Origin of the sequence: Paenibacillus canaveralius (genome assembly GCF_047238265.1) — a bacterium.
Lineage (GTDB): Bacteria > Bacillota > Bacilli > Paenibacillales > NBRC-103111 > Paenibacillus_F.
Genome location: NZ_JBDFMM010000001.1, coordinates 5,505,389 through 5,526,554 on the forward strand (window position 1 = coordinate 5,505,389; position 21,166 = coordinate 5,526,554).

At 58.2% G+C, this 21,166-nt stretch carries 16 protein-coding genes and 1 riboswitch; of the genes, 8 read left to right on the forward strand and 8 right to left on the reverse strand.

The genetic code is table 11. From position 1 onward, the window contains the following. Positions 1 to 122: 122 nt before the first annotated feature. Positions 123 to 2,615 carry a S1C family serine protease gene (locus tag ABC395_RS24950; RefSeq protein ID WP_413006411.1) on the reverse strand — a complete coding sequence of 831 codons (2,493 nt, stop codon included), beginning with the start codon at positions 2,613 to 2,615 and terminating at the stop codon, positions 123 to 125. 197 nt (positions 2,616 to 2,812) lie between these two features. On the opposite strand from ABC395_RS24950, the gene ABC395_RS24955 reads away from it, so the two are divergent. Further along, positions 2,813 to 3,190 carry a LysM peptidoglycan-binding domain-containing protein gene (locus ABC395_RS24955; RefSeq protein WP_413006412.1) on the forward strand — a complete coding sequence of 126 codons (378 nt, stop codon included), beginning with the start codon at positions 2,813 to 2,815 and terminating at the stop codon, positions 3,188 to 3,190. Positions 3,191 to 3,254: 64 nt separating this feature from the next. Here the strand turns inward: ABC395_RS24955 and ABC395_RS24960 are convergent, their stop codons facing one another. The 7 genes from ABC395_RS24960 to ABC395_RS24990 form a co-directional block, all read right to left on the reverse strand. Continuing rightward, a complete protein-coding gene (locus tag ABC395_RS24960; protein ID WP_413006413.1) occupies positions 3,255 to 7,073 on the reverse strand; it encodes an Ig-like domain-containing protein in 3,819 nt (1,272 codons plus the stop codon). A gap of 88 nt (positions 7,074 to 7,161) precedes the next feature. Beyond that, on the reverse strand, positions 7,162 to 7,509 hold the full coding sequence (locus tag ABC395_RS24965; RefSeq protein ID WP_413006414.1) for an S-layer homology domain-containing protein: 348 nt from the start codon (positions 7,507 to 7,509) through the stop codon (positions 7,162 to 7,164). Between the two features lie 245 nt (positions 7,510 to 7,754). After that, complete coding sequence (locus tag ABC395_RS24970) at positions 7,755 to 8,606, reverse strand: DUF72 domain-containing protein (RefSeq protein WP_413006415.1); 852 nt, start codon at positions 8,604 to 8,606, stop codon at positions 7,755 to 7,757. A 266-nt stretch (positions 8,607 to 8,872) separates the two neighbouring features. Continuing rightward, the gene (locus ABC395_RS24975) at positions 8,873 to 9,088 is read right to left on the reverse strand and encodes a hypothetical protein (RefSeq protein WP_413006416.1); all 216 of its coding nucleotides are present in this window, start codon (positions 9,086 to 9,088) and stop codon (positions 8,873 to 8,875) included. A 236-nt stretch (positions 9,089 to 9,324) separates the two neighbouring features. Continuing rightward, on the reverse strand, positions 9,325 to 10,614 hold the full coding sequence (locus ABC395_RS24980) for a DUF445 domain-containing protein (RefSeq protein ID WP_413006417.1): 1,290 nt from the start codon (positions 10,612 to 10,614) through the stop codon (positions 9,325 to 9,327). A gap of 232 nt (positions 10,615 to 10,846) precedes the next feature. Beyond that, positions 10,847 to 11,533 carry a metal-dependent hydrolase gene (locus ABC395_RS24985; RefSeq protein WP_413006418.1) on the reverse strand — a complete coding sequence of 229 codons (687 nt, stop codon included), beginning with the start codon at positions 11,531 to 11,533 and terminating at the stop codon, positions 10,847 to 10,849. Between the two features lie 333 nt (positions 11,534 to 11,866). Next, positions 11,867 to 13,423, reverse strand: a complete 1,557-nt coding sequence (locus ABC395_RS24990; protein WP_413006419.1) for a YeiH family protein — start codon at positions 13,421 to 13,423, stop codon at positions 11,867 to 11,869. 250 nt (positions 13,424 to 13,673) lie between these two features. On the opposite strand from ABC395_RS24990, the gene ABC395_RS24995 reads away from it, so the two are divergent. From ABC395_RS24995 to ABC395_RS25025, 7 genes are all read left to right on the forward strand, one after another. Continuing rightward, positions 13,674 to 14,606: a LysR family transcriptional regulator gene (locus tag ABC395_RS24995; protein ID WP_413006420.1), complete on the forward strand. Its 933-nt coding sequence runs from the start codon at positions 13,674 to 13,676 to the stop codon at positions 14,604 to 14,606. A gap of 260 nt (positions 14,607 to 14,866) precedes the next feature. Then, positions 14,867 to 16,450 carry a phospholipase D family protein gene (locus ABC395_RS25000; protein WP_413006421.1) on the forward strand — a complete coding sequence of 528 codons (1,584 nt, stop codon included), beginning with the start codon at positions 14,867 to 14,869 and terminating at the stop codon, positions 16,448 to 16,450. A 107-nt stretch (positions 16,451 to 16,557) separates the two neighbouring features. Then, positions 16,558 to 17,616: a permease gene (locus ABC395_RS25005; protein WP_413006422.1), complete on the forward strand. Its 1,059-nt coding sequence runs from the start codon at positions 16,558 to 16,560 to the stop codon at positions 17,614 to 17,616. A gap of 233 nt (positions 17,617 to 17,849) precedes the next feature. Continuing rightward, positions 17,850 to 18,051: riboswitch (cobalamin riboswitch) on the forward strand. Between the two features lie 278 nt (positions 18,052 to 18,329). Next, on the forward strand, positions 18,330 to 19,097 hold the full coding sequence (locus ABC395_RS25010) for an energy-coupling factor ABC transporter permease (protein ID WP_413006423.1): 768 nt from the start codon (positions 18,330 to 18,332) through the stop codon (positions 19,095 to 19,097). Then, positions 19,094 to 19,381, forward strand: coding sequence for an energy-coupling factor ABC transporter substrate-binding protein (locus ABC395_RS25015; RefSeq protein WP_103995604.1), 288 nt, complete (start codon positions 19,094 to 19,096; stop codon positions 19,379 to 19,381). Before ABC395_RS25010 ends, ABC395_RS25015 begins: the two co-directional genes overlap by 4 nt. After that, positions 19,378 to 20,187 (forward strand): cobalt ECF transporter T component CbiQ, encoded by an 810-nt coding sequence (cbiQ, locus tag ABC395_RS25020; RefSeq protein WP_413006424.1) that lies wholly within the window; start codon positions 19,378 to 19,380, stop codon positions 20,185 to 20,187. The genes ABC395_RS25015 and cbiQ overlap by 4 nt, the downstream gene beginning before the upstream one ends. Continuing rightward, positions 20,184 to 21,056, forward strand: a complete 873-nt coding sequence (locus ABC395_RS25025; protein ID WP_413006425.1) for an energy-coupling factor ABC transporter ATP-binding protein — start codon at positions 20,184 to 20,186, stop codon at positions 21,054 to 21,056. The genes cbiQ and ABC395_RS25025 overlap by 4 nt, the downstream gene beginning before the upstream one ends. The last annotated feature ends 110 nt before the right edge of the window (positions 21,057 to 21,166 follow it).

A 21,166-nucleotide genomic window follows, 5' to 3' on the forward strand; every position in this document is an offset into this window, starting at 1 on the left:
CTCCTCTTCCGGTTACGAAAACAGACGGTCAGGAGAACGCGTCTCCCGGCCGTCTGTTCCTGTTATGCCCATTGTAAGAGATGCCGGATGGACATGCAATCGTTCCCGTCACACAAATCCGACTATTTTCCGAAAACCATCGAACGGACCGCCTTATTCAAACGCTCCGCGTTGGCCTCGGTATGCACCGCGTCGTTCAGCCTCGCCGTGATTACGTAGACCTTCCCGTTTCTCGAAAGCACATACTCGGTTTCCTCGTAGCCGACTTTCTTCACCGAGTAATGAACGGTAAATTTGCGGGCTGTCGTTCCCAGCAGGCTGACATCCTCCGCTTTGACCTTGTAATCCGCATCGGCCTCGGCGCTTTCCTCGTGGCCGGCGTTTATTTCCACGGCCTTCTCCTGCCAATCTTCCCCTTCCTCCACGCCTACGGCAAAGTAACCGCCGGTGAAGCTAAATAGAGAAGCGCCGCCCTTCTCAAACTCCGGGTACCCGTAGTCTTCCCCGTATTCGCGGGTCCACGTTTCCGGTATTTTCACGGAATATCCGTAGTCCTCATCGGCGTACCGGATCGTACGGTTCTTATCCAGCATTTCCTGCTCGTCCTGAATGAAGCCTACGCCGGCGTCCATTTTTTTAACATCCAGACGAATGGATGAGATTACGGTTCCTAGAAGCTTATCTGCTTCACCGGCCTTCAGTTCTTTCGGGTAATGAATCGAAAACTTGTATTTGTATCCTTCTTTCACCAGGTAAACATGGTGGATACTTCCCCACTTGTCGCCCATCGTCGAAGAAAACGTGACCTCCCGCGACTCCGTACCGTCCAGTGTTCCCTGTTTTATTTCCGAAGTTTCCCTGAAAGAAGGCACGAAAGTTTCTTCGAAAGCCGTTTTGTCCCGTTTCACCCAGGCATCGAGCGTATCTCCCTGTGCCTGGGAAGTCACTTCGATGGAGATGCCTTGGGTCATGCTGTCGTTCGAATACTGGATATCGGTCCGGTAAGGGGACTCGTTCCATTTGTCGGGCAGAGCAAAGGTAAGCCCGTACTCGTTCGATATTTCCTCTCCGCCGCCGCTTTTCGTCTTGGCAATGTCCTTGAGCTTGGCATCTTGACGGTCGAAAGCGGTCCGGAAGCTGTCGAGCAGATCGCCGTAGCTGTTCGGCCCCGCTTTCGTGCCGTTTTCTTTGTCCTCGCTGTAAGTCAAGGTCAGCCCGTACAGCTTGTCATGGTCCTGATAAAGCCGGATCTGGTAAACCATGCCTCCCAGCTTGCCGGTTACTTTGGCGTAAGGCTGCGGGCCGCTCTTTACATACTGCTTCTCCAGAATCGTGCCCATTTTCAGCTCCGCAGCGGTTTTAAGCAGCATGGCGGGCGAAAGCTCGTCATCCTGGTCTTCGACGGAGACGGAGAGCGTGAAGTCGCCTTTGGCGTCGGCAAACCGGACTTCCGTACCGTCCGCGCTCTGGGACTGTTTGATCAGCCCGCTCGGATATTTCATCGACCAGCCCAGGCTGCTGTCTCCGATTTTCGTCTTACCCCGGTCCGTATTCAGTCCCGTGTTATCGGTATTATCGGTCTGACGGGTATCCTCGGACTTCTCTTCACCCAGCACGACCTCACGGGTTACCGTCTTGCCTCCCGCCTGCATGATCAGCTTTACGCTCTGTCCGGGCAAGTACTGCTTCAGAACTTCGTTGTATTGGACAGTCGTGTCTACCGCCTTGTCACCGATAGATACCAGGGTGTCTCCCTCTTCGATACCCGCCTTTTCGGCCGGCGAGCCCGGTTCGACACGCGAAACCGTCAGGCCGTCATCGGAAGGAAGGCCCACGGCCGCTTCCCAGCTTTCTTCCAGTTTCAGCCCCAGAAACGGGCGCTTCACTTTGCCGTAAGCTTCGAAATGTTTGAGCACGTAGTCTACGGTGTCCACGGGAATGGCAAACCCGAGATTGTCGACTCCGTACTCCGAATATTTAAGCGTATTGATGCCGACCACTTCGCCCTTCATGTTCACGAGAGCGCCCCCGCTGTTGCCCGGGTTGATCGCCGCATCCGTCTGGATAAGCCGGTATTGATCGTTCACCGAGCGGTCGATGCCGCTCACGATCCCCACGGTTACGGAGTTGCGCAGCGCGAACGAAACCGGCGTACCGATCGCGACGACGGTCTCACCGACGCGAAGGCTTTTCGGATCGGCGAACGAAGCCGTCTGAAGGCCGGACGCTTCGATCTTGACCAGAGCCAGATCGCTCTGTTCGTCCAGATTGGTCACTTTGCCGGTATGAGACTTGCCGTCGGATGTCACGATGACGAGGTTGCTCATGCTCTTCACGACATGCGCGTTCGTCACGATGACTCCGTTCGATTTAATGATCACTCCCGTGCCGTGCGCCAGATCGTAGCGGTCTTTATCTGTGCCTTTATCGGTCTTGCCGCCGGTCGGCTTGCCGATGATGGCCACTACGGAAGGCGATGTGCGCGCGATAATTTGCGGCAGCTCGTCCGAATCGGCCGCAGCCCGCACAGGCGTGCCGAATCCGAAGCCGGAAGCGGCCGCCAGCATGATCGCCAGCATAATTCCGCACAGCCGGAAGGTATTACGGTTTAGCATTGGTTGACCCCATTCCCCATGAAAAATTTGGCAATATGTATATTCCGCTTCAAATCTAGCACATTCCTCCGGGGTCGGCAATGGAATTTTTTCATGTCAAAACATCTCTCTCCAGGCTCACGTCCCGCACCGAATGCCCAGCCGGCACATACAATACGTCAGTTACTATCCTGACTCCGACCATGGGAGGAACGTATATGATTACTTATGTCGTGCAGCCCGGCGACACGCTGTATCTGATCGCTAACCGCTACAACACCACGGTGGAAGCTCTGCTCCGTGCCAACAACTTGTCCACCCCTTATGTCTATGTGGGGCAGACGCTCTATATTCCCGCTCCGGGACCGGTGCCTGGTCCAGGACCTTGGCCTGGCCCGGGTCCAGGGCCGGGGCCTGCACCAGGACCGGGACCGGGGCCAGGACCCGGCTTCGGAAACCTGGAGCAGCGCGTAAACCGGCTGGAACGTGAATTCAACCAGCTTAACCGGGAGCTGGGCAGACTCACGCGGGAAGTCAACCGGCTTGATCAGCGGCTGGATCGGCTGGAGCAGCGGGTTACCAAGCTGGAGCGCTAGATCGGGGTCACCGCAGCGCAAAAAGGACTTTGGAGCGCATTCGCCTCCAAAGTCCTTTTCGTTTTTACGGAGTGTGCCGACCCATGAACTGGTACGACCCTATCGGATACACGTTCCATTCCCCGTACTTGGAAAACTGCTTTGATCCGGTAGAAACGCCGGATTTTCTTACGAGCGTTCCTCCGCTAGGCAGGAACTGCGCCGTCGAAGCCGGGTCTCCGAGCACATCGACGACCTGGCCGTCTTTTTTCAATACCAGAGCCACCGTATTTAATTCAGTGGGATTGTAAAATCTGATTTCGTCGTCGTTATAATAGGCAGCCGTCGTTTTATCAAAGTAAGAGTAGAAAGTAGTGTCAATAAAGATGTAAGGAGTAATGAGCGGCTTGCCCGGTCCCTGATCAAGAAGCGGCTTGCTGACCACGTTCATTTTTCCGGTTTTCTTCATATATTGATGCACTTCAAGCGTATACCCGGTCGGTTTCTTGCTTGGATCCATATCCCCGCTGTAAAAGAGTTCGACCGCGACCTCCCCGTTCCCCGCGTCCAAATATTCCGAGAAGAAGATTTGAGGGGCGCCCTGCGCTTCGGTAACGACCCGGAATACGGCCGCTTTGCCTTGAGCGCCGATTACCCACATATAAGGGGTTTCGCTGCCCAGCATGATTTGCGTCCCGTTAAAAGTGGTCGGGCCGCCGACAATCATATCTGCCGTGCCTTTATAAACGCGGAACGAGTTCTCGCCCGGAAACAGCTCGGCCAACCCGTAAATGAGCGGGTCCCTTATGCCCTGTTTGGTCCGTACCGTAACGATTTCGCTGTTTACGAGCTGAGCCGTGCGCACGTTGATCCGCAGCTCGGCGGTCCCGCCCTTACCGTCGTCCGCCGTAACCGTCACCTGTCCGTCCGCGCTTCCCATGCCCGGGTTCAGCGTCAAGATGCTGCCCGATACGGCAGCCGAAACGACGGCCGGAGAAAAGCCCGACACCGTGTACGACAGCGCATCTCCTTCCGCGTCCGCGAAGTACGAAGCGAGATCGAACGTCCGCACGTTCGTAACGCCCGGTGTAAGGAGCTGATCGGGAATGGTTTTCGCCACCGTCGGCGCGCTGTTCATACGCTGGACGACACGGATGGCGAATTGCGTGCTCTGATCGCCTTCGATCGGGTGATAGACGCTTAGGGTAACCGTAGCCGTCCCTTCGCTAACCGGTGTCATGGTCAGTTTTCTGTCCGACAACAGAACCGTCGCAACGGAAGTATCGTATGTGCTGGCGGTTACCGTAGCAGCGGAATCGAAGCCTGCCAGAAGGGCGGTCAGATCCAGCAGTTTAGGCGTTCCGAGCTCCACCGTCTGATCCGGGATCGTGCCCAGCATATTCGGCATACGCACGTTGACGTTAAAAGTCACTGAGGCCTCGCCGCCCCGTCCGTCTTTGGCCGTGACCCGGAAGGCGGACGTGCCGACCTGAAGGGCGTGCAGCTTCAGCTTCTGCCCGGCTACCTCCCAGGACGCCGTGCCCGGAACCGATGACTGGACTTCATAGGCCAGAGGGTCCTGATCTCCATCCGTAAACAGCTGCGAAAGATCCAGTTCGCCGTCCGCTCTGCCCGCAACGAGGTACACATCGTCCGGATTCCGGACAGCCGCCGGAGCACGGTTAACGGATACGGTGAAAGAAGCGCTCACCTCTCCGCCCTTGCCGTCCTTGGCCGTCAGCTTAATCACCGCCTGCCCGCCCTGGAGCGCCGTCAGCAGCAGGGAATCGCCCTGGCGGACCGCCCCAATGACAGAAGGATCCGATACGGTATATTCGTAAACAAGCGCATCCTGATCCGGATCGTCAAATACTTGCGCCAGGTCCAGAGCGGTATCCGTCTGCCCTACGGCAAGCAATTTGTCGGCAGGCTGCCGGCTCACAACGGGAGACTGGTTGTAGGGGCTGACGTGAACGGTCAGATCCGCTGTCCCTTCTCCGCCTTTACCGTCCTTCGCCCGCAGCTTGATCACCGTTGTGCCGGGCTGGCCGGCCCGGATGGTCAGCAGGCCGGACTGGACACTTGCTGCGGCAATGGCCGGATCGCCCGGTTCCGCCTCGTAAGTGAGCGCGTCTCCATCTCCATCTGTGAACAGCCGCGAAAGATCGAGAGACGAACTCACGGCTCCCGGAGCCAGGTACACGTCGGCCGGATTTTGCGATGCCCCCGGAGGCGTATTTACCGTGAGCCTGAACGTAACCGACGCTTCGCCTCGCGTTCCGTCAAACGCCACGATATCGTTCTGGGCCCTCACGGTGACTGACGTGTGCCCGGAACGGAGAGGAGTCAGCGTCAGCCCGTCCCCGTTTACCGGCACATCCGCGATGGCCGGATCTGTCGAGGAAGCGGTATACGTCAGATTCCGCAGCGCTTTGTCGCTGAAATAATCGCTCAGCTTTACAGCACCGGCGGTTCCGTTCAACTGGACGAGCTGATCGGGAATGGTCCGGGCAGCCGGCAGCGCATAAACGGTAACCTTGACGGAACCGCTGATTTTATTGCCGTGCTGATCGTCGACGGAAACCCGAATCGTTGCGGTCCCGCTTGCCGCCGGCGTCAAAGTTGCCGTACTGCCGCTCGTTGACACCGTAACGACCCTGTTGCTGCTGGAGATGGCCGAAATTTTCAGGGTGTCTCCGTCAGGATCCGTAAAGAATGCCGACAGGTCGATCGAGGTTCCCGTGCCTCTCTCCATGAAGATATAGTCGGCGAACGGAGTCACTTGGACCGGTGCGCCGTTGGACGAACCCGAAGAGGAGGAGCCCCCTGTGCCGCCGGAAGGAGCCTGGCTTCTCGTAACGGCCGAGTCAGGCACACCCTGACCCAGCGAAACCGTCGTCACTTGGGCCGACGCTCCGACCACCACTTGTGAGGCCGCATTCGACACCTGTAGCCGGTCGATCGTTCCCGTGCCGGCGATGCTTACGGATGCGGAACCCGTCACGTTCAACTGCCTGATCGATGCGCTTCCTGTAATCTGCGCAGCCTGCGAGCTTTGTACCGTAACCTGTCCGAGCGATCCGTGAAGATCCACCTTGGCCGAACCGTCCGAAAGGGTAAGCTCCGGCACCCGGGCTTCCACGCCGACTTCCAACTGGGCCGAAGACCGGATGTCCATTTGCCCGACAACGGTTTTACCCGATGCCACAATCCGCACGTTTTCTTTAAGAACCGTCACGCCGTTCAGCTCGGAATTTTCAAAAACGACCGTATTGTCGTCTCCTCCGGCTACTCTCGTATGCCCTTTCACCTTGATACCGTTTGCGTAAAAATCGTTTTCCAGCCCCTTCGCAACGGTCAAATCTCCGTTGATTTGCAGGCCCGTCACGGACAAATAGTTATTCGATACGATCAGATCCCCGTTCAGAACAGCCCCGTTTCCGTCCAGCACCAGATTGCGGGAAAATTCCTCTTCCCCTTCCCCCGCCGGACTTCCGGATTCGCGCAGTTCAAGTGAACGGATCTCGTCGATTTTACGCCCGTCCGCATGGAATTTCAGCTTGGCATTAGAAAGTACCGCCTTGTTCTTCTCCGTAAAAAGGGCCGCCGTCTCTTCGGACAGTTCGTATACGACACCGTTCAATTTAATGTGGCGGGAATCTCTGATTTCCTGGAGGATCATGTCATGTTCGACGGAAAAAAAGGTAGCCAGCAGCATTTCAGCCGCTTCGCCGCGGGAGACGGTGCCCGCCGGGAGAAAGGAGCCTCCGGCGAGCTTCATGGAACCTTGCTCCAGACTGGCCCGGACGTAGGATTGCGCCCACGGGGCGGTCTTATCCCAATCTGCAGGCAAACCGGACAAGCCGGTCCCTTCGGGAGAGAGCTTGGCGGCACGCATCAGCATGGCCGCCATTTCCTGGCGGGTGACGGGTTCCTGAGGGCGATAGTTGCCTTCACCGTCGCCTTGGACGATATCGGCCCTGCGGATCGCTTCAATATACGGGCTTCCCCAAGCTGCCGGCGGAAATATCCTTAAAAGACGAGGACGAAGCGCCGAGCGGAAGCTCCAAAGCGTGTGTAAGGAGAACCGCCATCTCCACGCGGGTCAGATGATCTTTAGGCCGGAAAACCTCGGCAGCCCCGTCGAAAAGCCCCAACTCGACTGCGCGTTGAATATTCTGCAGCGGATTTCCCGCTATGCCCGAAAGATCGGTAAAACCCGCTTTCCGGGCCGCGGAAGCGGCGCTTACGGGCGAACCTCCCGCCGTTCCGGCGGAAGCCGCCAGAGCGCCTGCCATCAGTACAGATAATACTTGTGGAATTTTTCGTATCTTTCTCATCTTTCATCTCCGCTTTGGTTGAATTTTCTTAGTTGAATGATCCGGCTCAGATTTGGACTTTGCCTTAAATTTATCGGCATTTCAAGGCGATAAAGTTACGGAGATTTCCGCCCTTACAGGAGCTTGACCGATCCTTCCCAATATGACGAGTCACATTCTTTCCCGCGTTTTCGGATTCCTCTTTAAAACGACAAAAAAAGCCAATTGCCGCAAAAGGCATCCTGGCTTTTCGTAGGGATCAAAAATCAGAATAAATCCAGCTGTCTCGGAGCGAGTCCCTGGTCGTCCCCGATACCGAGCAGCTCCATCATCTCCTTGGCATTGGCTGCCGCGTCCCCGCCGGAGTTGTTGTTGAAAATAACCGTGACTTCACGGCTGCTCCGCTCCAGTACCTTCAGGCGCTCCCTCCACTCCAGGAGCTCGGCCCGGCTGTAGCGGTACAGGTACCGCACGTCACGCCAGCTCTTGCCCGGAGGAGCTCCGACCCATCCGCCGTCGTTGCGCCCGTGGAACCGGACCAGCGTCAGGTCCGGATTGGCTGCGCGCAGCACGATCGGCACGGACCCGCTGCCGACCTGGGGTTCGTCGCAGACCGTGTGGATCCAGCCCTCCTGTTCCAGGAAGCCAAGCGTGCGCTCCCGCACTTCCGGCGCGTACCAGTTGCGGTGCCGGAATTCCACCGCAAGCGGCAGTCCGTCCAGGAGGCTCCTCGCTTCACGGAGCGTGTCCACATTTTCGCGGACACAGTCAAACCAGGGCGGATACTGGAGCAGCACCGCCGTCAGTTTGCCCGCCTCGCGCATCGGTTCGATGGATTCGGCGAAAGCCCGGAACATCTCCTCCGTGCTGTCGAAGGGGTTTTTCCCGCGCAGGTGCCCCGTCATGCCTTGGTAGGCTTTAACGACAAATCCGAAACCGGGCGGCGTCTCCCTCACCCACTTCTGGGTATTGCGCAAAGGCTGGACGGCGTAGAAGGAGCTGTCCAGCTCCACAACCGGAAAGTGTGAGGAATACACTTTCAGCTTTTCTTTCTTGTCCGCAGGAGTCGTGTAAAGATCGTCATGATCTCCCCAGCCTGCCAATCCGATCCGTATCATGCCAATCCCTCCTCCGGCAGCATCTTTTATGCGGCTGTAACCGGCCGCTTTTTTCCATTTTAACACATAGGTACGATTACCCGAATTTTCCCGGTTTGTCCCAGCACGATTCAAACTTCCCTCTTGACGATTCTTACGGGCAGCAAGAGCATGCGTCAAAGCCCTGAACATAGCGGCGCGCGGCACGAAAAAGATGAAAAAAGCAGCGCAAAAAACACCGGAGAACGATTCTCCGGCGTCTTCACGCCACTGTCTGGCTGGAACAATTAACGGACGGGAGAAGGGCAGAATTCGTCTTTCACCGTGTAACAGTAAACGTGCTTAGGCACGGGAACACAGTGATGACGGTTGACGATTTCGATCGGATGAACGACTTCCACGATTTGCGGGTGGTAAAAATCTCTGTAGACGCGTGTCGGCGGATCAAATACCTGCTTCTCCGGGCAAAGACAGTGTTTATGATGGTGGTGATGATGACTCATATTTGAACCTCTCCTTTCGGTTATTTCTAATTCAGCATACGAAAGGAGAGACATTTATGCCTGTTCACTTGCCTATCGGGCAGATACTTTTTTCCGCTCCTGCCTCAGGGGCTTATCCATATTCGGACGCAGTCCTTATAGGGCAGATGAAACGAGGGTCCCTTAACGGAAAGCAAGCACGCGCCCGCATTCATCCGGCGGCATCTCCGGGAGGCCGCCATCCCGAGCGGCCGGAATTATTGTCCGAAGAGCATACGCACCCCTTCGAGAGCAATCCCGATAATAAATCCGCAGACGGCGCCGTTGACCCGGATCCACTGAAGGTCTTTGCCGACCTTGTTCTCGATGAAATCGATCAAGGCGGCATTGTCCATCTTGTCGATATTCTCCCGGACAAGAGCGCCGATCTTGGAATGGTTGCGCTCGACGAATTCCGTAATCTGCGTCTTCAGCCATTCCTCAAGCCTGCGCACAGTATCTTCGTCGCTGCGCAGGCGCCGGACGCCCTCCTGGAGCAGCGGCATGACCGTCTCATCCAGGAGCGGCCCCTCCTGCAGCTGCTCCAGAAGCCGGTCGCGCCAGCTTTCGATCAGAGCGGCAAGCCGCTCCTCCAGCCGGAGCCGGTCCGGCAACTGCTGCGTCAGGCTGCCGACGGCTTCGTGCAGCCGCTCGTTGTCTTTGAGGCCGGCCAGCTCCCGCCGGACGAGGTCAAGCAGTCCGGCACGGTTGCGGTGGCCGGGAAGCCGCAGGGCGGCCAGGTTATCGAGAAGCGCATGCTGAAGCATGCCGCCAAGCTTGTCCCCGGACAGGAATCCGAGTAAAGCGTTCTTGGCGAATGCCATCAGCCCGTTCATCTCGATCCCCTGGATAACCCCCTCGGCAATCTCCCCGAGGAGGCGGCGCGTCTCGGCCCGCACGGCCCAGCGCTCGGCACGGTCGATCAGGAAATCAACGGCCGGCTCCTCATAGCCGTGCGTCAGCACCTGATCGACCATCAGCCCGACGGCAGCGGCCGGGTCTATCCTGCCCGCCGCCTGCCGGATCTGCTGCGAGGCGAAAGCGGCGATCTGCTCGGCCGGCAGACGCTCCAGCGCGTATCGGCACGCGCTGCGCACCGCTTCGCGGGCGCCTTCCGAGCCAAGCGCCTCTTCCGCTTTGGCGAGCATGGTCTCGACAAGACGCATCTGGCCGATCCGCAGCGCGATGCTTTCCTTGCCCAGCAGGTTGTCCTCCACCGCGGAAACGACCGCTTTGGTCAACTGGGCACGGTTGTTCGGAAGCAGCGCCGTGTGCGGGATCTTGATCCCCAGCGGATGCCGGAACAGGGCCGTGACCGCAAACCAGTCGGCAAGTCCCCCGACGAGCCCCGCTTCAAAGCCGCTTTGCAGAAAGGCGCCCGCAGTATGCGGAGCGAAAGGGAGCGTGGCCAGGAAGCCCGCGCCCATCACACCGAGCGAAACCGTCGCGATATGTTTGGTCTGTTTTGGTTTTTTTTCTCTCGATTCAAGTTCCTGAAGTTCCTGCATAGATGAATCCCTCCGACAGGGCATAACCGGATGGGCAAACGGATGCTACCGGTTTCCTGGTTTTTATCGTTAACAGCATTATCGCCGATTTTTCCCATGAACTCCAGAGGATGCGTAATCCGATGCCCCCCGATACCGAAGCGGGGCTGCCCTTGTACGTATGTACGCAGACAGCCCCCTTCATTTCGTTTTCCTATCTTGGACCAGGCAGGCCCCTCATAGGTCCTGCCCCCTACACGTCCAGGGTCTCGCCCGGAGCGAGCCGGACGCCTTCCTGGTACGCCTGCTTCAGCTTTTGAATCCATTCGCTCGCGTCCTGTTTGATCGCGTCGAACGTATTGTAATGAGTCGGAATGTATTTTTTCGCCCGCAGCCATGTCGCCGCAAGCACCGCTTCATCCGGTCCCATCGTAAACACGTCTCCGATCGGCAGCGCGGCCACATCGATGTTGTACATTTCTCCGTACAGCTTCATATCTCCGAAAAGGGCCGTGTCGCCCGCATGATAGAACGTTTTGCCGCCCATGGTCAGAAGAATGCCCGCGGGTTGTCCCCCGTCCACAAATTTGCCCGGCTCCACTTCAATACTGGAGGAATGGAAAGCTAACGTAAATTTAACGGTGCCCCATTCGAACTTGGCGCTGCCGCCGATGTTCATAGCAAAAGTTTTGAGTCCCTTGGATGCGTAATAAGAAGCGATTTCATAATTCGCGATAATGACGCAGTCGTTTTTGCGGGCGATTTCCTCGGCATCCACGATATGGTCACTGTGGCCGTGTGTAAGCAGGATGGCGTCCACTTGAATTTCTCCCGGATCGGCAACAGCCAGTGCATTTCCGCTTAGAAAAGGGTCCAATAGTACCCGGTATCCTTCGTTTTCTACCAAAAAACACGAATGCCCGTGGTAAGTAATTTGCATATGAGCGCCTCCTTTAAGTTTCAACTTGTTCATTACCCGTCTTGCGGGCTTTCGAAACATCCGTTTAACCCGGTAGGTGTATGTATAAAATGCCGGCCTGCGAGCAGACCTTCCAATGGAAGTGTGCCCAGCGGAACGTCGGTTCAAACAGGGATTTTCCGCTCCCTGTCTCTATTAAACCCCAAACGTGAAGGCGAATACAACTTTTCGGATAAGCAAAAAGCCCGCTTGCGCGGGCAGTACGGCCGAATCATCAAGTGTCCGACCGCTACAATGGGCTTAAAGGAGCTTGTATTCCGATTGGCCGATTCATCCTCATCGTCTATAGCGGACTCAGCCCACCAGGCGCATCACGTAGACTTCCGCGATGCCAAGCAGCGAGAGCAGCACCGAGCCGAGCAGCACGGCCGCGGAGGCCCGGAGGCCGTGGCGCCGGAACACGGCCAGGTTCACGTTCAAGCCGAGCCCGGCCATCGCCATCGCGATCAGCAGGTAGGCGCCTTGAACGGCGGCCGACGCGGCGGGCTGCGGGACGATCCCCATCGTGTTCAGAGCGGCTGCCGCCAGGAAGCCCACGATGAACCACGGGACCGGCACGCCCGCCCTGCGGGCCGCACTCCCGGCTGCGTTCGAAGCCGCGGAGCCGGGGGCGCCTTCGCCGGCGCTCCGGCGTTCCCGCCGCGCCGTCCAGATGCCGAGCGCCAGGGCGACCGGCGCGAGAAGGGCCACGCGCGTGAGCTTCGCGACGAGCGCGCTGTCTACCGCGGCACTGCCGCCGGGAGCGGCCGCTGCGATGACGTGCGCGATCTCGTGCAGCGTCGCGCCCGAGAAGAAGCCGTACTCGGCGGACGAGAAGCCGAGCAGCGGGTAGACCAGCGTGTAGGCCACGGTAAACAGGGTGCCGAGCAGCGCGATAACCGTGACGCCGACGGCCGTTTCGTCGTCGTCCGCCTTGATTTGCGGAGAGATGCCGGCGATAGCCGCCGCCCCGCAAATCCCGGTGCCGCAGGCGCTCAGCATCGCGAGGCGCGGGCCTACGTTCATCCGCCGGGCAATGGCGTACACGACGACGGTCGCGAAGAGGATGTTGCCCGCCGCCGCGGCGAACACCGCCGGACCGGCATGCACCACATCCATCAGGCTGAGGCGCATGCCGAGCAGGATGATGCCCGCGCGGAGCAGCTTTTTGCTGGCGAAGGCCAGCCCTGCCGGAGCGGATGCCGGAACGGGAGCGAGCGCCCGCCAGGCGATGCCGAGCAGCAGGGCGAGCACGAGCTGCCCGACGACGTTCAGGCCCGGAATGAGAGCGAGCGCTTTGGCCGCAAGGGCCAGCGCAAGCGTCATTCCGAGGCCTGTGGCGAGCCGGGCGGGGCCTCTGCCGAGCCCGGACGCGGGCTTCGCCTCTGCCGAGGCGGCGGAAGAGCTCGGCGCTTCCGCCGCTGTAAAAGCCAGCACCGCGGGCGTTCCCGCTGCGGCAGCCGCTTGAGCGGCGTCGCCTGCGGAGGCTGGAGCCACTGCGCCGGCAGGGGCTCCAGCGGCTGCGCTGCCAAGGACAGCGGCCTCTGCCGGGATGGCCGGCGCGCTGTCCGCTCCGCCGCAACCGGAAGCACGATTCGCGGGCTCGGCCGTGAAACCGGAGGCGGCATTCTTGCTCGCTCCCTCCGCACGACGCGAAGCTCCCAGCGCGCGGTGCTCGGAGTCACATGACGGTGGCTTTGCTTGCGTCTCCTCCGGCCGTGCTTCTTCTTTTAGAACAGAAGATTCTTTTCCATTTATAGAAACGGTGCTTAATTTTTCGTTGGTCGGGGAGTGCTTCTCATGCGACTCCGTTTTTGCTTTTCCCGTTTTTCGTAAAGCCGGGGTTCCTAATCGCTGTGTAAAAGTTTTCATCTGTCGACCCCTCCCGTTTTCTTGTTCGTATCATCGGCTTTCGAACGCGTTCTTTATTTTCACTATAAAAGGGCGTGTAAAGGAACGGAAATACGAATACGCGATATCAATCATTACAAATACTTATGATACAATGATGCCAAAGGCTGCACGCTCTTTACGTTCTCTAAAAAGGGCTTTTGGTCGCCGGTCTTTTAACCGCTCTCATACGCTATAGTTTGTATACCACTCGATTACGGAGGAATTTACGATGATCGTCGATCATTTGCGCGTGTTTGCAGCCGTAGCGGAACAGCGCCATTTTTCCCGGGCGGCGGAAGCCCTGAATATTTCCCAGCCCGGCGTCAGCCAGCATATCCGCAATCTGGAGCAGGAGTTCGGTGCCAAGCTCATGATCCGCTCGCCCAAGCAGGTCAAATTGACGGAAGCCGGGGAGCTTCTTTATGCGAGAGCCAAAAAAATTTTGCGCCTGTATGAAGAGGCCCGGCAGGAAATCGATGCTTTGCAGCATGTGGTGACGGGGTCTCTCAAAATCGGTGCCAGCTTTACGATCGGCGAATATATTCTTCCCCGTCTCCTGGCCGATTACGCCAGGCATTACCCGAAGGTAGACATCCATTCCACCATCGCGAACACCGTCGAAGTCGTCCAGGGCGTGCGCCGCGATCATTTTCATATCGGGCTGATCGAGGGTGCCGCGGACGCTCCCGACGTGGAGATCGAGCCTTTTATGGAGGATGAGATGATTCTCATCGCCCCGCGCGATCATCCCCTGACCCGGGAACCGTTCAAGCTCCAGGCCCTTCAGAATCAGACCTGGGTTTGGCGGGAACCCGGTTCGGGAACGCGCGATTACAGCGACAGGCTGATCGCCGAATGGCAGCTGGGCGTAAAGCGCTCCTTTATGTTCAGCAGCTCCCAGAGCGTGAAGGAAGCGGTGTCCGCCGGGCTCGGGATCGCTATCTTATCGAGATGGATTGTGCGCAAGGAGCTCGAATCGGGGGAAATCGTCCATCTGGGGGCGGACGGACGCCGCTTGACCCGGACGCTGACGATGGTGCGCAGATCCGCCGGCGAGAATTCGAAGGCGCTTGAAATCTTCGTCCAGAAAGTCCGCGGCGCCCATGAGGCCATGCAGTTTCCCGGTCCCTCCGGACCCTTACCGGATTCTGTCCGCGGTTGACCTCCTCACGTGATGCCGAGCACCGCGCACCGGAGGTTTCGGGTGTTGCGTTCCCCAGGAGCAGCCTGTCTGCCGACGCAGTCTCCTTTGCGTTTTTGGTATTCCAAAAACTCCCCTGCTTCACATAACCCTTCCCGGCGTTAAATAGTCGGTAGCCTGTAACGGTCTGACTGCCCCCTGCCGGGAGTCTATAGACGATTTTCGTCCCCCGCGGCAAAGACAGTCCCCGTTACGTCCACTACAAGTACGGGAGAATGCGTATGGAGCCCTTAAAACGAACCGAACGGAATACTTGGCCCCGGGGCCGCTCTTCGTTAGTCACACGAAAGCAAACCGAAAAAAGCTGGCTGTCTTCTAACTGGCTGAAAGTCGGTATCCTGCTTCTCGTCTTTTTCGTCTGGGCGGGTATTGTGGCCGCCGTTCATACACATAAAGCGCTGCCTGCCGGCCTGTCGTTCGAGGGAAAAGCCTACCGGGCGGAGAGCGTCGATTTTCTCTATGATCTTTCATATAAAAAAGACGGCGGCTATCATCAGGAACAGATGATTTTCGACCGGGTCAAACATGCTATCGCGGAAGCGAAGGAATTTATCGTGATCGACATGTTCCTGTACAGCGGGTACTATGACAACGATCAGTCCTTTCCTCCTTTGAGCGGACAGTTGACGGAAAGCCTGCTGGACGCCAAGCGGAGGCATCCGGCCATGCCGATCACGGTCATTTCCGACGAAGTGAACACGACCTACGGCTCGCACCCGTCTCCGGAGCTCGAACGGCTCAAGGCAGCCGGTATCGCGGTTGTACTTACGGACACGGACCCGCTCAGAGACTCCGTCCCGCTGTACTCCGCCGTCTGGCGCATGGGGCTCCAGTGGTTCGGACAGTCGGGGAAGGGCTGGCTGCCCAATCCTTTGGCGGATTCCGCTCCCAAGGTGACGCTGCGCTCTTATTTGAAACTTTTCAATGTCAAAGCCAATCACCGCAAAGTCGTCGCCACCGAAAATACGGCGCTCGTGCTGTCCGCCAACCCGCATGACGCCAGCTTCAACAACTCGAATATCGGGTTTCAGATAACGGGAAGCAAGGGCTTCATCTCCGAAGTCGTCGGCACGGAGCAGGCCGCTTCCCTGATGTCCGGCGGGCCAGGGCTTCTTCAGCCGAAGAGCGGCGATAAACCCGGAGAATCCGCCCGTTCGGAAGAGGCGTCCGGAAACGGCACGCAAGAAAAGGCGGCTTCCTCTAAGGACGCCGTGACCGTACGGCTGCTTACGGAAGGCAAGATCTACTCCCGCCTCCTCGCCGCTATCTCGGCCGCACCCGAGGGCAGCCGGATTCGCATGGGCATGTTCTATCTCGCCGACCGCAAGGTTATCGACGCCCTGCTGGACGCCTCGGCCCGGGGCGTATCCATCCAGCTGCTGCTCGATCCGAACCAGAATGCGTTCGGGCACAGCAAAACCGGAATTCCGAACCGTCCGGTCGCCGCGGAGCTGAGGAAGAAATCCGGCGGCAAAATCGCCGTTAAATGGTACAACACGGCTCAGGAGCAGTTTCATACGAAGGTGATAGATATCCGTGATCCGGAAGGCAATGCCGTCATTAACGGGGGCTCCGCCAATTTCACGCCGCGTAATCTCGACGATCTTAATCTGGAAACGAACGTGGAAATAACGGCTCCGGCCGGCAGCAAAATTACGGAGGACCTCGACCGTTATTGGGACCGTCTGTGGAATAACCGGGATGCCGAATATTCCTTGGACTATCCGGCCTATAAAGATAAGCTGGTCGGCTTCAAGCGGGTCGTTTACCATTTGCAGGATATGTTCGGATTTACGACTTACTGAGACCTTATCTCTCTACTTGGATTGGGAGTTTTGACAGAAGAAAGCCATTCTTTTTCCACGGGGACTATGATATAGTTGCAAGTGGATTCAGAAAGGTGGGACCTCACATGAATACATCTCCAATTCCGGCTTCCACCAAAAGCAGACCGCGCACTGCTTACTGGAAGCCTTTTTTATTTATCGCCATTCTCATAGGCGGACTGTTTTACGTAAAGTGGGAGCCGTACTTCCACAAAGCGCTTACCGCGGCCGCCAAGCATGATATCGGAAAGTCGATTCTCGCCGGCACCGCCGAGCCTTCGCTGGCCGCGGCTTGGGACTACTCCGTGGTCTATTTCAAAGCCGTCTGGAAAGCCGCTATTCTCGGCATCGTCCTCGGGTCTCTCCATCAGGTGCTCATCCCGCAGGACTGGCTGAAGCGGGTGTTCGGCAAGCGCACCTTCGGCAGCACGGTAGCCGGCGGCCTCAGCGCCATGCCCGGCATGATGTGCTCCTGCTGCGCCGCTCCGGTAGCGGTCGGCATGCGCAAGCAGTCGGGCTCCATCGGGTCGGCTCTCGCTTTCTGGATCGGCAACCCGGTATTGAACCCCGCGACGATCATCTTCATGGGCTTCGTGCTCGGCTGGAAATTCGCCATCCTGAGAATTGCCGCGGGAATCGTGCTCGTGTTCGGCGTCTCTTACTGGGCGGAACGCCTCGTTAAGCAGGATGATGCCGTGACAGGCGAGCTTCCACAAACACAGGCTGTGCAGCCGCAATCCGGTCCATTGGCCGTCCGCTGGCTGAAAGCGCTCTGGACGATGTTCTGGACCGTAGTGCCCGTCTACTTCATCGCCGTGTTTATTCTCGGCGCCCTTCGCGCCTGGCTGTTCCCGGCTCTTGACCCCGCGATCGGCAACAGCCTTGCCGCTTTGATCGGATTGGCTTTGGCCGGCACCCTGTTCGTCATCCCGACCGCCGCGGAAATTCCGATCGCCAAAACGATGATGGCCCTGGGGCTCGGCACGGGACCGGCAGCCGCGCTTATAATGACGCTGCCCGCCGTCAGCCTGCCTTCCCTGATTATGGTGCGCAAGGCTTTTCCCGCGCGTGTGCTCTGGTTCACGGCCGGTATGGTCGCCCTGACGGGCATCTTAACCGGCGTGATCGGCATTTTCGTTCTATAAGCCCGACCATTTTGGCGCTCGGACTTTGATCCAATTTTATAGAAATGCTTATACGCGAGAGGGCGGGCCTACCCCCTCTCGTTTTTCTTTTGCCCGATTAAAAGACAGCGATTTCAAATCCCGCGGAAAAACAGCCTGGCGAAGCCGCTCTCCGCAGCGTTCCGGCCTTGAAAATCTTGCCTTTTCCGCGATTGACAAGGTCTGGGACATCCTGTAGTATTATCACGGAAAACCGCATATTTGTGGAAACGGGTATTTTAGAGACACTCTAAAATTTAAAAGGGAAGAACGGTGAAATGCCGTCGCGGTCCCGCCACTGTAAGGGGAAACACTCTCATTCACATCCGGCAAGAAGCCACTGGAACCAGAACGTTCCGGGAAGGCGCCGGTATGGAAGCCCCGAGCCAGGAGACCTGCCTGTTTTGACAGCACTGATACGACCTACGAGGAATAGGGAGGTGTTTGAGATCGCAAACTTTTTTTGTTGCGTGCATAAGGCATCGTGTTCCCCTACGAAGGGAAAGATGTCTTTTTTTGTGTGCGGAAAAATGGACCGGAAACCGCCGGATCGGAATCACCGGAAAGAGCTTGCGGAGCCGGCAGCCTGACCGCCGGTGTAAACAATCAGCGTCCGAAAACGCGGCAGGGGCAAGAACCCCTGCTGCCGCATCACCGCCCATTAAGGCGGCCCCCATCATAAAGGAGGATTTCCGATGAACATCCGTAAACCCCTGGCGTCTTTCCTGCTCATAGCCGGATTCGTCTGCTTTTTCCTGATAAACGAGCCCGAATCGGCTTACGCCATGCATATCATGGAGGGCTTTTTGCCGCCCTTCTGGGCCTTATTCTGGTGGGTCGTCTTCCTGCCTTTCTTCATCCTGGGCGTCCGCGCTCTGGTCCGGATTACGAAAGAAACGCCGGAGCTTAAGCTTATGCTCGGCCTGGCCGGCGCCTTTACATTCGTCTTGTCCGCCCTGAAAATTCCTTCCGTTACGGGGAGCAGCTCCCACCCGACGGGCACCGGACTCGGAGCTATCCTGTTCGGACCGCTGCCCATGAGCGTGCTCGGCTCCGTCGTCCTTCTCTTCCAAGCCCTCCTGCTCGCCCACGGCGGTCTTACGACACTGGGCGCCAACGCATTCTCGATGGCCGTAGCGGGCCCTTTCGTCGGCTATGCCGTGTACAAGCTCATGATCAAATCGACGGGCAGACAGAAGCTCTCCGTCTTTACGGGCGCCGCGCTTGCCGACCTGACCACCTATCTGGTCACTTCCGTACAGCTTGCGGTGGCATTCCCCGCGGCTGAAGGCGGCATCCTCGCGTCTTTTGCCAAATTTGCGGGAATCTTCGCCGTTACTCAGATTCCGCTCGCGATTAGCGAAGGACTGCTGACCGTACTGGTTCTGAGCTGGCTGCAGGCCTATACGCCGCATGAAATTTCCGCTCTGCAGCGAAATTTGAAAGGAGCTGACCGTTCATGAAAACGTGGAAAAAGAATGTGTGGATTCTGGCCGCAGTCGTCCTCCTTGCCGTCCTGCCGCTCGTTTTCGTCCAAGGAGAGTTCGGTGGAGCCGACGGGGCCGCGGAAGAAGCGATTCAAGAAATCGCTCCCGATTACGAGCCTTGGTTCGCATCGCTGATGGAACCTCCGGCTGAAACCGAAAGCATGCTTTTCGCGCTGCAGGCCGCGCTCGGGGCCGGTTTTATCGGATATGTAATCGGCCTGTATAAGGGGAGAGCTTCCAAACCGAAACCGAAAGCATGATGCTCAAGCGGATTGACACGATTTCTTACGCCAACGCATTCCGGGGAGTCTCTCCCGTCTGGAAGTGCGGATTTGCCGCCTGCCTCTTTTTGCTTTCCTATGCCGGGGCACCGCCTGTTCAAGCCGCCGTGTTCGGATGGATGACACTTTGGTCTCTGCTTTACGCGCGTGTCCCGGCCAATCTTTACTGGCTCGTTTACGGCGGTTCCCTGCTCTTCTTCGCGGCCAGCCTCCCGGCTCTCCTGCTCGAATTCTCAGCACATGCGGAACCCCGGACTGCCCTTGCTTCGGGTTGGATCATCGGAACGGCCGGTCCGTGGACCGTATACGTCACGAAGGAATCTTTAACCCGCACAGCCGAGCTGTTTATGCGGGTTTCCGCCTGCCTGGCTTGTCTGCAATTTGTTCTGTTCACGACGCCTTTGCTGGAAATTCTTCAAGTGATGAAAAAAATCCGCGTTCCTCAGATCGTGATCGAGCTGACTCTGATTATGTACCGCTTTATTTTTTTGCTGGCCGATACGGCTCACGCCATGCGGACCGCCCAGCGCTGCCGGGGCGGGCAGAAGGGATTCGCGGGCGGCCTGCGGGATACCGCGCTGCTGATCGTCCATCTGTTCGGCCGGACGATGCAGCGTTACCGGGGACTGGCCTACGGGCTTACTTCCCGCGGCTTCACGGAACGGATCGAACTCGCCCCCTATGAAGCGATCCCCGTACCGCGGCGCTACAAAGCCGAAGGCGTGACGGGAATCCTCATGCTGACGGCAGCACAGATTTGGCTGAAATGGAGGGGATTCGCATGAATCCGAATCAGAATCCGAATCCGATTCTGGAACTGGCGGACGTCGTCTACAGCTATCCCGGCACCGGTACTAAAGCCTTGGACGGACTTAGTCTGACGCTTCCGGCCGGCCAGCAAATCGCGCTTTGCGGACATAACGGCTCCGGCAAATCGACGTTCTTCCTGCATGCCGTCGGCATTCACCGGCCGCAATCGGGGACCGTGCGCTGGAAAGGCATCCCTGTGTCCTACAAGCGCAAAGATTTGCAGGAGCTGCGCAGACAGGTGGGACTCGTCTTCCAGGACCCCGAGCAGCAGCTCATTCTCGGTACGCCGTACGAGGACGTCTCCTACGGCTTGCGGAACGCCGGCGTTCCCGAGCCGGAAATCCGCGCCCGGACCGGGGCGGTGCTGGAAAGATTGGGCCTGGAACATCTAGCCCATACCCCTGTCCATCACCTCAGCCTCGGGCAGAAGAAGCGCGTCACCCTGGCCGGCGTTCTCGTGCTGGAGCCGAGCCTGCTGCTGCTCGACGAGCCGACGGCGTATCTCGACCGCGCGTCGGAACGGCTGCTGCTGGATGAGCTGGCGGACATCCGGCGGAGCGGCGTCACCGTGGTCATGGCGACCCACGACATGGACCTGGCCTACACATGGGCGGACCGGGTGCTGGTCATGGACAAGGGCGCTTGTCTGCTTCAGGGGCCGCCCGCGCAGGTTTTCGCGGAGACGGAGACCATCGGACGCATCGGGCTGGAACTGCCCCTGCTCCTCCGGCTGTGGCAGTCCCTTCCCCGCGCGCTGCGGGAAGGCGCCGAACCGCCGAGGAGCGCCGACGCCTTCGGCGAGCTGCTCACGGCCCGGCTTCAAGCGGCGGCCGCCGGGAGCTAGCCTTGTTGCGCCGGCACAAAAAAAAGCAGGTCAGGAATCTCTCCTGAACCTGCTTTTTGTATGGGGCCGCAAACCGCAACCGGCGAGATGAGGCGCATAAGAGCGAAGGG

What these genes read in the sequence shown, in the direction of transcription:
- ABC395_RS24950 (WP_413006411.1), bottom strand. Translation starts at nt 2,615, where the DNA reads ATGCTAAACCGTAATACCTTCCGGCTGTGCGGAATTATGCTGGCGATC.
- ABC395_RS24955 (WP_413006412.1), top strand. Translation starts at nt 2,813, where the DNA reads ATGATTACTTATGTCGTGCAGCCCGGCGACACGCTGTATCTGATCGCT.
- ABC395_RS24960 (WP_413006413.1), bottom strand. Translation starts at nt 7,073, where the DNA reads ATGCTGATGCGTGCCGCCAAGCTCTCTCCCGAAGGGACCGGCTTGTCC.
- ABC395_RS24965 (WP_413006414.1), bottom strand. Translation starts at nt 7,509, where the DNA reads ATGAGAAAGATACGAAAAATTCCACAAGTATTATCTGTACTGATGGCA.
- ABC395_RS24970 (WP_413006415.1), bottom strand. Translation starts at nt 8,606, where the DNA reads ATGATACGGATCGGATTGGCAGGCTGGGGAGATCATGACGATCTTTAC.
- ABC395_RS24975 (WP_413006416.1), bottom strand. Translation starts at nt 9,088, where the DNA reads ATGAGTCATCATCACCACCATCATAAACACTGTCTTTGCCCGGAGAAG.
- ABC395_RS24980 (WP_413006417.1), bottom strand. Translation starts at nt 10,614, where the DNA reads ATGCAGGAACTTCAGGAACTTGAATCGAGAGAAAAAAAACCAAAACAG.
- ABC395_RS24985 (WP_413006418.1), bottom strand. Translation starts at nt 11,533, where the DNA reads ATGCAAATTACTTACCACGGGCATTCGTGTTTTTTGGTAGAAAACGAA.
- ABC395_RS24990 (WP_413006419.1), bottom strand. Translation starts at nt 13,423, where the DNA reads ATGAAAACTTTTACACAGCGATTAGGAACCCCGGCTTTACGAAAAACG.
- ABC395_RS24995 (WP_413006420.1), top strand. Translation starts at nt 13,674, where the DNA reads ATGATCGTCGATCATTTGCGCGTGTTTGCAGCCGTAGCGGAACAGCGC.
- ABC395_RS25000 (WP_413006421.1), top strand. Translation starts at nt 14,867, where the DNA reads ATGGAGCCCTTAAAACGAACCGAACGGAATACTTGGCCCCGGGGCCGC.
- ABC395_RS25005 (WP_413006422.1), top strand. Translation starts at nt 16,558, where the DNA reads ATGAATACATCTCCAATTCCGGCTTCCACCAAAAGCAGACCGCGCACT.
- ABC395_RS25010 (WP_413006423.1), top strand. Translation starts at nt 18,330, where the DNA reads ATGAACATCCGTAAACCCCTGGCGTCTTTCCTGCTCATAGCCGGATTC.
- ABC395_RS25015 (WP_103995604.1), top strand. Translation starts at nt 19,094, where the DNA reads ATGAAAACGTGGAAAAAGAATGTGTGGATTCTGGCCGCAGTCGTCCTC.
- cbiQ (WP_413006424.1), top strand. Translation starts at nt 19,378, where the DNA reads ATGATGCTCAAGCGGATTGACACGATTTCTTACGCCAACGCATTCCGG.
- ABC395_RS25025 (WP_413006425.1), top strand. Translation starts at nt 20,184, where the DNA reads ATGAATCCGAATCAGAATCCGAATCCGATTCTGGAACTGGCGGACGTC.